Raw genomic sequence first — 11,281 nt, forward strand, 5'->3', positions numbered from 1 at the left:
AGACTGAGGAGTGGGGAATGGGGAGTGGGGAGTGGGGAGCAGGGGAGGCAGGGGAGGCAGGGGGAGAAAGAATCAGTAATGCCCAATGCCCAATGCCCAAAACACAGTTGCTTTTATATTTAATTCCAATTATCGGCTTTTTCCCATCTCTGTGGACTCTCTATCGCCGCCAGGGTAGTCGGGAACAACTCGCTATTAGCCGTCTGTCTATTACTTTGGCACTCACTTGGCTGTTAGGATATCTCTTATTGGCTACCGGAGCAGCAACTTCAGATTTTTTTACGTTACGTCTGTTTATCCTCAATAGCTTTCTCACATCAGGTTATTTTTTAGTGAGTGTCTGGTTGATTTTCCGTGTCATACAGGGGAAATCTGGGCGTTTACCAGGGTTTACTAATTTCGCAGAACGGGTGATCGGCAAGTACTTATCTTAATTTTTTGGGCTGAAAATTAACAGTATTTCTACTTAGATTTGAAAAAATTACAATTGATTTCTTCATACTATCTAGTCAAATCCAGTTTATTATTGCCATACTTCAGTAAAACATCTCCAGATTTACCCAAAAGAACGAAAAATGCTGCTATAAGTGTTGTGGTTGACACTACATTATAAAAGTTAGCACTAATAATTAAGAGTTAGATATTATGGGTTGATTTGTCTGCATATTTTTAGTCTGCAAATTTACCGAATTTGATTAGTGAGTAAGTGTGAGGAAGTCTGTGACCATTCAAAGAAGTTCGGCAGAAGAAAACCAATCGGGAAAAGGCTCAAAGTCTATTAAAAAAATTCCCCACAACTCGAAATCTGGACGTTGGCTGTGGTTTTGGGTGGGTATGAGTGGGATTGCGATGGTGTCAGCAACAGCGGGGGCGTTGTTGGCAGTTTCTTTGACTAGTACGCCTTTGCAGCAAGCCCAGTTAAGTCCACAGGATGAAGCGGTGTTTGATGGCGATCGCATCTCTGGAGGTGTGCTGCGATTTTCAGAATTAACTCGCCCAGTTAATCTGTTAGTTATGGGTATGAGTGTGTTACCGCCAGATATCCAAAACCCTCCTCAAGAAACTAAAGATCTCAAATACCTGCCCCAAGTAAACTCCTTTGATGGTCTTTCCGATGTAATGCTCTTGGTCAAATTCGATCCAGAGACAAAAAAAATAATTATGCTCTCCATTCCCAGAGATACCCGCACAGAAGTAGAGGGTTATGGAGTCAAAAAAATTAATTCTGCCAATGTTGATGGCGGGCCAGCTTTGACTGCTAAAACTGTCAGTAATTTATTGGGTGGAGTCGGAATCGATCGCTATGTCCGAATTAACGTTTTGGGAGTTGGCAAGCTAATTGATGCTTTAGGTGGGGTGACAGTCTACGTCCCCAAAGATATGAAGTATCAAGATGATTCTCAGCACTTATACATCAATTTGAAAGCAGGTAAGCAGCATCTCAACGGCGATCAGGTACTACAATTACTACGTTTTCGCCATGACGAACTTGGAGATATTGGTCGGATTCAGCGGCAACAAATGGTGATGCGTGCTTTGATGGATCAGACTCTCAACCCGGCTACTGTAGCTCAATTACCTAAAGTTCTTGATGTTGTTAAAGAACACATTGATACTAACTTGACGGTTGAAGAGTTAGTGGCACTATTGGGTTTTGGAGTGCGGACGAATCGCTCCAATATGCAAATGTTAATGCTACCAGGTCGCTTTAGCGAGAAGAATGAGTTTGAGGCTAGCTATTGGTTACCCAGCAGAAATGGTATTGCCAAACTCATGACTCAGCACTTTGGTCTGGAATCAGAAGAAGAACAGCAGATGGCTGACCCACGTTCTTTACGTGTAGCAATTCAAGATAGTACAGGTGGCGATCGCTCTAATCTCCAACCATTAATTAGAGCCTTGGAAAAATCCGGATATCGCAATATTTATGTAGCCAAAGCATGGGGTGAACCTCTAGAGGTAACTCACATCGTCGCTCAACAAGGAGATGGTGAGAGTGCTGAATCAATTCGCAACACTTTGGGATTTGGAGAAGTGCGTGTGGAAAGTACTGGCAACCTTGGCTCGGATATCAGTATCCAAGTTGGTCAAGATTGGTTGCAACAAAAATCTATTTTGGAAAACTCGCTCACACCCTAAAGGATACGGCCGCAGCTGACATTGAATTTACCGCTTGGCTGAGTTCTTGGAGTTTAGCTGCTACCACACCATTAGTTAATAATTCTTCTGCCTTAGCTAAAGCCTCTGGCATATTTGGACAAATACCACTCCGCCACAGGTAAAATCCGCCATTCCATAAAGCGGTTTGCATTAATTCCCCTGGTTTACCTGCCAAAACTTCCCCAATATCCGCTACGAGTTCTTCAGTAGTTCCAAGGGGTACATTCTTGGTGGTGAAGCCGTAATCACGCGGTACAAGATGCAATCGTTCTATCTCTTGGGACGCTACCGATGAAGATAAGCCAATGATTGCAGTGCGATCGCGTGGTAAGTCACAACTACCTTCCAATCCCTTCACAAATGTAAATTTTGTTACTCCTCGCAGCCCTAAAGCTATCTGAAACATCCCTTCAGTGGGCGGATGGACAAACCCAGCAATTACGTGAGCATCTCCGGCATAAGGAGACCAAATTAGCTCCATTGTTGCCAAGGGCGGACGTTTGCCAAGTTGGTCGCGGTATTCCCATATACTTGTAGTTAAGGGAAAATGCTGGGATAAATAAATAAAGCCAATTCCCGTTTGTGCAAATATTTGCTGGGTTTTTGCTAGGGCTAGGGCAGTCCAATCGACTCCTAAACCTTGCCAAATATCTATCAGAGGTAATCCGTACTTAGTTGGCAGGCGATCGCCGCCGTGCATTACCACTGGTTGTCCAGCTGCCGCGAGTAGTAAAGCTGTCACCGGACTAATTGGTGCAGTGCGTGTTCTGCCATCATAAGGGATGCCCAAAACGATCGCTGGCCTGTCAGAGACTATGGGTTGCAGTTTAGGGCCGAGTTCATCATAGGCATCCAACATTCCTGCTAACTCTTCTCCCGTGGGACGCTTGATTCGATGAGCAATCAAAAACGCTCCAATTTGGGCTGGGGTAGCTTCACCTAGTAGCATCATTTTAGTAGCGGTGGCTGCTTGGGCACGAGTTAAATTTTCAGCTGTGTGATTGCCACTACCTACTTTTTGCACGAATTCCCTAAATATATTGGTCATTAGTCATTAGTCCTTTGTCATTGGTCATTAGTTATTAGTCCTTTGTTAGTTAACAATAACCAATAACCAATGCGCCATGCCCAATGCCCAATGCGCCATGCCCAATGCCCAATGACATTTAACAAGCCGATCGCTGCTGGTCAATTTGTAGTGGGATATTCTCCCGTACAAGTTGCCAAAAGTGCTTGATGGGAGGAATTTGTAGACGGTCACCAGTTGTGACCATTACTACGCGGCGAGTCAAACTAGAATTATCTGGTAAACCACCAATACTATTGCTAGCTAGGGAACGAATAGCTAGGGTAGGGTCTTGGCGTGCTTCAACTAATGCTGATTGAGGTAGTAAAGCTATCAGTTCGCCTTGGCGCACTACTCCCCGGAAGGCATCTAAGGTATTTACCTCTAAAGCTGCCTGGAGTTTAGCCTCCATTCGCTCAAATCTATCTTGTACTAAACGCTGCATCCCATAACCATCTTTAAAAACGACTTGGGGATAACGAATTAACTCTGACCAAGGAACGAATTCATATTGGGCTAGGGGATGATTGGCTGCGGTTAAAACTTCTATAGGTTCATCATAAAGTACTTCTACTACCATTTCTCTACCAGTAGTTAAAAAGCGATTATTCATCACAATTGCTAAATCTACTAATCCATCCTTGAGGACTTTCAGGGCGCGATCGCTTCCCAATGAAGTTACCCGCAATTGCACATCTGGATAATCATGACAAAATTTTTGTAACACTGGCGGTAAGTAAGATCCGCACAGTGAATGAATCGCGGCAATGCAAAGTTCTGGCTGTTTTCCGGCTATTAAATCGGCTAATTCTTCTGTAGCAGTCTGCCATTCTTGGCAAATTTTGCGGACACGAGGTAACAAACGTTCACCTCCTAGCGTCAACTTGGCATGACTGGTTCTGTGAAACAGTTCTATCCCCAAATCTGCTTCTAATGCCTGGATCTGGCGGCTAATTGTCGATTGCGTGACACCACATGTTCGCGCTGCTTGTTGAAAGCTGCCGGTTTGGGCGATCGCTAGAAAGGCTTGCAACTGCTCTAGGCGCATTTTTATGTAGCCTGCATTACATTTATCGGTTTCATTAAGTTAACGGATTTTTCCCCAGAGTTTAGTAGGGTTTGTTACAGCTCTTTTGCTCTAATTTACATTTGTCCAAATCAGAATTTACTGCTTTTGTGCTCAATTATCCGCTCCGCACTGAATTTTTTGGCAAATATCGCCAAAAAAGACTTAACTATTCTCTGCTCAAATATATAAATTTACGAACAGCGAGATTGAAAGATTAAGGCAAGCCATTATTGCGACCATTGGATCTCCAGTCATATCATGTTCGGGTGAAGACTTATCATTAGGACTGACGCGGGGACGGGGGACGCGGGGACGCGGAGAAATTTTAATAATAAGTGATTATCCGAACTTGATATCATCGGGTCGATAGAAGATTCTAGCCCTTTAAGAAAATTTACCACTCTGCCAAAGCGATCGCGATTCCTTGTTGCAAATCTGGTGTAAGCTCAGGGTTATTTGCTAACTGCTGTAATTGTTGATGTGCAGCTTCTTTATTGAGATTTTTCAGTGCTGCGATCGCATGTAGTCTCACCGATGCATTAGAATCAGCTAGCAGCAAAATTAATGGTTCAATTGCCTGGATTTTACCTAACTGTCCTAAAGATAAAGCGATCGCACTTTTGATATTGGCGATTTTTGTAGCTGGATGTTGCGATCGCAATACTTCTAGTAAAATTTCCGTGGCTGGTGTCGTTAATTCCAGGTTTTGCACTCGCCCTAAAACTGTGACAATTTCTTGCCACACTGTTTGTGATGTACTTTGACCAAGTGCTGTTTGTAAATATTCCAAACTCGATGGTGTCCCCATCCAACTTAAAGCGCGGATGGTTTCTAATTGCAGTGGTATTGGTGTTTGGGGTGAAATCAACAAATCAAATAAGTGTTTGGTAGCGTCATCAGAACTCATGCGAGAAAGGGTAACGACTGCTGCACAACAAACATCAAGATTCAAGTCGTAAAGCTTTGGTTGCAGTCTCGTTACTAAATCTAATGCTTGGCATAAGTCGGCGCGAAAACCTAAACCAATAACTGCTGCACGCCTAACTATAGCGGCTACATCATCCAAAGCGTTCAACAACACTGGTGATACGCGTTCATCATTAAAGCTACTGAGGGCTTCAATTGCAGCAGCACGAATTGTGGCTTGTGGATCTTGGACTACACTCAACAGTGGTGCAATGGTTTCTGTTTGGGGAATACAACAAAGCGATCGCACTGCCAAAAGTCGTGTATTTTCATCTGCTAGAAGTTCTGTTAGTGAAGTAATAGCAAGAGTACCCATTTGTCCCAGTGCTGTAGCTGCGATCGCCTTGAGTTCTTCATCCTCATCATTTTTCAATAATTCTACTAAAGGTGCAATGGCATCTGGGTGCTGAAATTCCCCCAAAGTCCGTGCTGTATACCAGCGTAATTCTTCCTCTGCGTCTTCATCTTTTAATATTTCAATGAGTGGTGGGATGGCAAGATTTCCCAAATGAGTTAACACCTTAGCCATTTCCCAGCGTTGCTGAAAATCCCCCATCTCTAAGGTTGAAAGTGTTAATTCCAGAAGATATTCTCGATTTTTAACTATCTCTGGATGTTCAAGGTCTGCGCCTATAATTAATTGTTGTAAATATTGAATTAGTGATGACCAATCAGCTGCTTCATGTGCTGTCTGGACTTGCACCAAAAGCTGGTTGATATTATTCACGATCCTTTTAACTTGGTTTGACTACAACTGAATTGCCCTCAATTTGGGCGGCGTAAGTTTTTAGCGGTTCTGTTGCTGGGCCTCTTTGCACTTTACCGTCAAGCGCATATTCTGAACCATGACAGGGGCAGACGAATTTTTTGGCGTCAGCTTTCCATCCCACTGTACAACCTGCGTGAGTACAAGTAGGGTTGACAGCGGTAAGACTTTCAGATTTAGATGTACCGACTACTAACACAGGCCCAGCAGGTGAGTTTTTCGCCAACAATTGACCTGTTTTATCTAAGTCTGCCGATGTGCCTACCGTTTGCCAATCGGCTGATACTGAATTTGTCTGCGAAGAACAAGCGGCGATCGCCACAGGTAAAGAACTCGCTATCCAACCCAAACCTACCCAATTAATAAAATCACGACGTTTCATAGCTGCTGAAATAATTTTTAAGTTTTAACTCACATCTGCCAATCAATTTTCGATTTTCGATTTTCGATTCCGAATTGAAATATACCAGCCTTAAATGATTTGTAAAATATTTTTCTCTTGAGCCAGCCTACACCCTAGTTTTTGCGATCAAATACGATTGCTACATCGTAATTGAAAATCGCTGCGTCATATCAAATACCTTTGATCCCAGAGCTTTGCGTTACTTAATGAGTGGTCTTGATGTAAAAAATGCATAGGCATCATGTTTTTTCTGCATTTTTACTCAAAAACCGTAACAATTTATACGATTTTAACAGAAATCTGACCTTAAGTTATGAGTATCGAAATTGTTACATGAACAGTAGCCAAAACTCTTTGGCAAATTCCCAAGATGTAAATGGCGACAAATTTTCCTCTACTAAGCACGGTTTTTAAGTTTCGCGTTGAATACTCCGAAATATAAATAATCAGCCCTGACCACATATTAAGTTTTTCATCTCTAACCCTCGTAGACACAACACCTGATGGGACTACGGGTTGATTGGTATTGGGTAATAACCACAAATTTTCACGCTTATTAGTAATTTGCAACGAGAGTCAGCCTCATGACAGATACAGCAACTACCACCGCCAACCTCAACAAGTTCGAGAAATTCAAGGCTCAAAAAGATGGACTCGCCGTTAAGGCTGAGATAGAGAAATTTGCCGCCTTGGGCTGGGAAGCAATGGACGAGACAGACCGAGATCATCGACTCAAATGGGTGGGTGTATTTTTTCGCCCAGTCACTCCAGGTAAGTTTATGATGCGGTTGCGGATGCCTAACGGTATTCTCACCAGCACTCAGATGCGTGTTTTAGCCCAAGTGGTGCAGCGCTACGGTGATGAGGGTAGTGCTGATATTACTACCAGACAGAATATTCAATTGCGGGGAATCAGAATTTCTGATTTACCAGATATTTTTAATAGATTTCACGCAGTTGGCTTAACCAGCGTCCAGTCAGGGATGGATAACGTCCGCAACATCACAGGCGATGCTGTGGCAGGGTTAGATGCAGATGAGTTGTACGACACACGAGAGTTGGTACAACAAATTCAAGATATGCTCACCAACAAAGGCGAAGGCAACCCAGAGTTTAGCAATTTACCACGGAAGTTTAATATTGCGATCGCTGGTGGAAGAGACAATTCAGTTCACGCCGAGATTAATGATTTGGCATTCGTGCCAGCATTCCAAGAAGCAGGGGAGCAGGGGAGCAGGGGAGCGGAGGAGCAAAATTTCCCCTCTGCCCATTCCCACCAAAAAATTTTTGGATTTAACGTTTTAGTAGGTGGCTTTTTCTCAGCCAAACGCTGTGAGGCGGCGATTCCTTTGAATGCTTGGGTAGCTCCAGAAGATGTGGTAGCTGTATGTCGAGCCGTTTTAGAAGTTTTTCGCGATCGCGGCTCGCGTGCTAATCGGCAAAAATCTCGTCTGATGTGGCTAATTGATGAATGGGGTTTAGAAAAGTTTCGCCAAGAAGTAGAAACCCGTTTGGGTAAATCATTGTTACCCGCAGCGCCAAAAGACGAAATCGACTGGGAAAAACGCGACCACATTGGGGTATATAAACAAAAGCAGCCAGGATTAAATTACGTAGGGTTGCACATTCCTGTTGGTCGGTTGTATGCCGAAGATATGTTTGAAATTGCTCGTCTAGCGGAAGTTTACGGTAGTGGGGAAATCCGCTTCACAGTTGAGCAAAACATCGTTATCCCCAATGTTGCTGAATCACGGGTAGCAACATTTTTAACAGAGCCATTACTAGAACGGTTTTCGATTCATCCAGGTTTATTGACGCGATCGCTAGTATCTTGCACAGGCGCACAATTTTGCAACTTTGCTCTCATTGAAACCAAAAACCGCGCCCTGACAATGATTAAAGCCTTAGAAGAAGAGTTAACCTTCACCCATCCCGTGCGAATTCACTGGACTGGTTGTCCCAACTCATGCGGACAGCCTCAAGTTGCAGACATTGGCTTGATGGGAACTAAAACCCGCAAAAATGGTAAAACCCTCGAAGGCGTTGACATATATATGGGTGGCAAAGTTGGCAAAGATGCCCATCTCGGAACTTGCATTATCAAAGGCATACCCTGTGAAGATTTACAGCCAGTATTGCAAGATTTACTCATGAAAAACTTTGGAGCAAAACTCAAGCAAGAAGCTTTAGTAGTTGGTAGTTAGGGACTGGGGATTGGGGACTGGGAAATAAATATTTAAGAATAGTTTCTCAGTACCCAATGCCCGATGACAAATGACAAATGACAAATGACGAAGGACAAATAACAAATGACAAATATTTCAAGAAGAAAATTTATTTTCACCACTACTACTGCGGCTGCGGCTTCTATTGTGGCTCATGGTTGTTCTTCTAACAGCAATACAAGCTCAACAAGTAGCGATGCTCCGTCTGCTGCTACAGCCGCTAATATTTCTACTGTGGCTAATGCGCCGAAGGTAGAAACAACGAAAGCCAAATTAGGATTTATTGCTTTAACTGATTCTGCTCCTCTGATTATTGCTAAAGAAAAAGGTTTATTTGCCAAGTACGGGATGACGGATGTTGAGGTTATTAAACAAAAATCTTGGCCTGTCACCCGTGATAACTTGAAAATTGGCTCAGGTGGCGGTGGTATTGATGGCGCACATATTCTCAGTCCTATGCCTTACTTGATGACCATCAACGATAAAGTGCCAATGTATCTTTTGGCAAGATTAAATACTAATGGTCAGGCTATTTCTGTTGCAAATAAATTTAAAGAACTGAGTGTAAATTTAGAAAGTAAAGGGCTGAAAGAAGCTGCAAGTCAAGCTAAAGCTAATAAAAAGTCATTGAAATTTGGGATTACATTTCCCGGCGGTACTCACGATTTGTGGATGCGCTATTGGCTAGCGGCTGGTGGCATCAATCCAGACCAAGATGTGGTTTTGGAACCCGTACCACCACCACAAATGGTGGCGAATATGAAAGTCAATACTATCGATTCTTTTTGTGTGGGAGAGCCTTGGAATGCTCAATTGGTCAATCAAAAATTAGGTTATTCAGCTTTAGTTACAGGCGAGTTGTGGAAAGATCATCCAGAAAAAGCTTTTGCGATGCGGCAAGATTGGGTGGATAAAAATCCTAATGCTGCACAAGCATTGTTGATGGCAATTCTGGAAGCTCAACAATGGTGCGATCGCCCGGAAAATAAAGAGGAAATGTGTAAAATTTGTGCTGATAGAAAATACTTTAATGTTGCTGCTTCAGATATTTTAGAAAGGTCAAAGGGTAATATTGACTTCGGCGATGGACGTACTCAGCAAGATTTCCCATATCGCATGAAGTTTTGGGAAAATAACGCTTCCTATCCTTACAAGAGTCACGATGTTTGGTTTTTAACAGAAGAAATTCGCTGGGGTTATCTACCAAAAGATCTCAAAGTTCAGGAAATTGTTAACCAAGTGAATAAAGAAGACTTGTGGAAACAAGCAGCGAAAGCTATTGGTGTTCCTGATTCTGAAATTCCTCAGAGTACTTCTCGTGGTATTGAGACTTTCTTTGATGGTGTGAAGTTTGACCCAGAAAAACCACAAGAATATTTGCAGAATTTAAAAATCAAAAAAGTTTAGTTCGTAGTGAGCGATTCATCGCTCATAAAACTTTTATCAGGACTAAAGTCCTGACTACAAACTCCAATTTTTACGCTTAGTTACTTGGTAACGGGAGAAATCAGAAAAATGGCAGCTATCCTTGGAAGTCGTACTATTAGAAAAAATCCCCGGAAGCAGTTCAATAAATTAGTTTCACAAAAAATTGTGCCGCCACTGGTAGCCTTAGCTATTTTTTTATTAATCTGGCAATTACTTTGTTTAAATCCTAACTTTCAATTACCTGGCCCAATAGAAACATTCTCGGAAACTTGGGACCCTTTTATCATTAATCCATTTTTCGATAATGGTGAAAGTGATAAAGGTTTAGGCTGGCAGATACTTAGTAGTTTGGGAAGAGTGGGTTTAGGCTTTTCTCTAGCAGCAATTGTTGGCGTTGTATTGGGGATTTTAATTGGTGCTAACAAGTTAATTTATAATGCTGTAGATCCGATTTTCCAAGTGTTGCGGACTGTACCGCCTCTGGCATGGCTACCAATTTCCTTGGCAGCATTTCAACAAGCTAATCCTTCAGCTATTTTTGTAATTTTTATTACGTCTATTTGGCCGATTATCATCAACACAACTGTAGGCGTGCAACAAATTCCTCAAGACTATGTAAACGTAGCTAGAGTTTTACGTTTGAAAGGGGTAAAGTATTTCCTGAAAGTTGTATTTCCTGCCACTGTTCCTTATATCTTCACAGGGTTACGCATTGGCATTGGTTTATCTTGGTTAGCGATTGTTGCAGCAGAAATGTTAGTTGGTGGTGTAGGGATTGGTTCATTTATTTGGGATGCTTACAATACCACCACAGAAACTAACTTAAGCGAAATCATCCTCGCACTGATTTATGTTGGTTTAGTCGGCTTACTTTTAGATAGATTAGTTGGCTTTATCGCCAGCAAAGTTGTACCGGAGTAGCGACTGGCGGCTGGGGACTGCGAAATAAAAACGAAGTTATTTCCCAAATTACGAATTACGAATTACGAATTACGAATTAAAAAATGACTACTTTTGTTGAAGTTGACCACGTTGACCGTGTATTTGAACTTCCGAATGGGGGCAAATATATTGCTCTCAAAAATATTGAATTGAAAATTCGACAAGGGGAATTTGTTTCTTTAATTGGACATTCTGGTTGTGGTAAGTAAGTCGGCGGGAAAATTTATAAGTATGTAACGAAAATTTAACCAGAGCG

At 42.4% G+C, this 11,281-nt stretch carries 9 protein-coding genes and 1 pseudogene; 6 read left to right on the top strand and 4 right to left on the bottom strand.

The window, feature by feature from the left end; genetic code table 11:
* Window positions 1-92 precede the first annotated feature (92 nt).
* On the top strand, window positions 93-434 hold the full coding sequence (locus ACM0OY_RS19520; protein WP_414570514.1) for a hypothetical protein: 342 nt from the start codon (window positions 93-95) through the stop codon (window positions 432-434).
* 286 nt (window positions 435-720) lie between these two features.
* On the top strand, window positions 721-2,139 hold the full coding sequence (locus ACM0OY_RS19525) for an LCP family protein (protein WP_414570505.1): 1,419 nt from the start codon (window positions 721-723) through the stop codon (window positions 2,137-2,139).
* Here the strand turns inward: ACM0OY_RS19525 and ACM0OY_RS19530 are convergent.
* The 4 genes from ACM0OY_RS19530 to ACM0OY_RS19545 form a co-directional block, all read right to left on the bottom strand.
* Window positions 2,129-3,208, bottom strand: a complete 1,080-nt coding sequence (locus tag ACM0OY_RS19530) for an anthranilate phosphoribosyltransferase family protein (protein WP_414570506.1) — start codon at window positions 3,206-3,208, stop codon at window positions 2,129-2,131. The two genes, ACM0OY_RS19525 and ACM0OY_RS19530, sit on opposite strands and share 11 nt — an antisense overlap.
* A gap of 118 nt (window positions 3,209-3,326) precedes the next feature.
* Complete coding sequence (locus ACM0OY_RS19535; protein WP_414570507.1) at window positions 3,327-4,274, bottom strand: LysR family transcriptional regulator; 948 nt, start codon at window positions 4,272-4,274, stop codon at window positions 3,327-3,329.
* Window positions 4,275-4,689: 415 nt separating this feature from the next.
* A complete protein-coding gene (locus ACM0OY_RS19540; RefSeq protein ID WP_414570515.1) occupies window positions 4,690-5,991 on the bottom strand; it encodes a HEAT repeat domain-containing protein in 1,302 nt (433 codons plus the stop codon).
* A gap of 4 nt (window positions 5,992-5,995) precedes the next feature.
* Window positions 5,996-6,409: a ubiquinol-cytochrome c reductase iron-sulfur subunit gene (locus ACM0OY_RS19545; RefSeq protein ID WP_414570508.1), complete on the bottom strand. Its 414-nt coding sequence runs from the start codon at window positions 6,407-6,409 to the stop codon at window positions 5,996-5,998.
* A gap of 605 nt (window positions 6,410-7,014) precedes the next feature.
* Here ACM0OY_RS19545 and ACM0OY_RS19550 point away from each other — a divergent pair.
* The 4 genes and pseudogenes from ACM0OY_RS19550 to ACM0OY_RS19565 all read left to right on the top strand — a co-directional run.
* A complete protein-coding gene (locus tag ACM0OY_RS19550) occupies window positions 7,015-8,634 on the top strand; it encodes a ferredoxin--nitrite reductase (protein ID WP_414570509.1) in 1,620 nt (539 codons plus the stop codon).
* 105 nt (window positions 8,635-8,739) lie between these two features.
* Complete coding sequence (locus ACM0OY_RS19555; protein ID WP_414570510.1) at window positions 8,740-10,062, top strand: CmpA/NrtA family ABC transporter substrate-binding protein; 1,323 nt, start codon at window positions 8,740-8,742, stop codon at window positions 10,060-10,062.
* A gap of 108 nt (window positions 10,063-10,170) precedes the next feature.
* Window positions 10,171-11,004 (top strand): nitrate ABC transporter permease, encoded by an 834-nt coding sequence (ntrB, locus tag ACM0OY_RS19560; RefSeq protein WP_414570511.1) that lies wholly within the window; start codon window positions 10,171-10,173, stop codon window positions 11,002-11,004.
* Window positions 11,005-11,087: 83 nt separating this feature from the next.
* Window positions 11,088-11,231 (top strand): annotated as a pseudogene (locus ACM0OY_RS19565) (ABC transporter ATP-binding protein); the annotation flags it as partial.
* Window positions 11,232-11,281: the final 50 nt, after the last annotated feature.

Origin of the sequence: Nostoc sp. CCY 9925, from assembly GCF_963920935.1 — a bacterium.
Taxonomy (GTDB): Bacteria; Cyanobacteriota; Cyanobacteriia; order Cyanobacteriales; family Nostocaceae; genus Nostoc.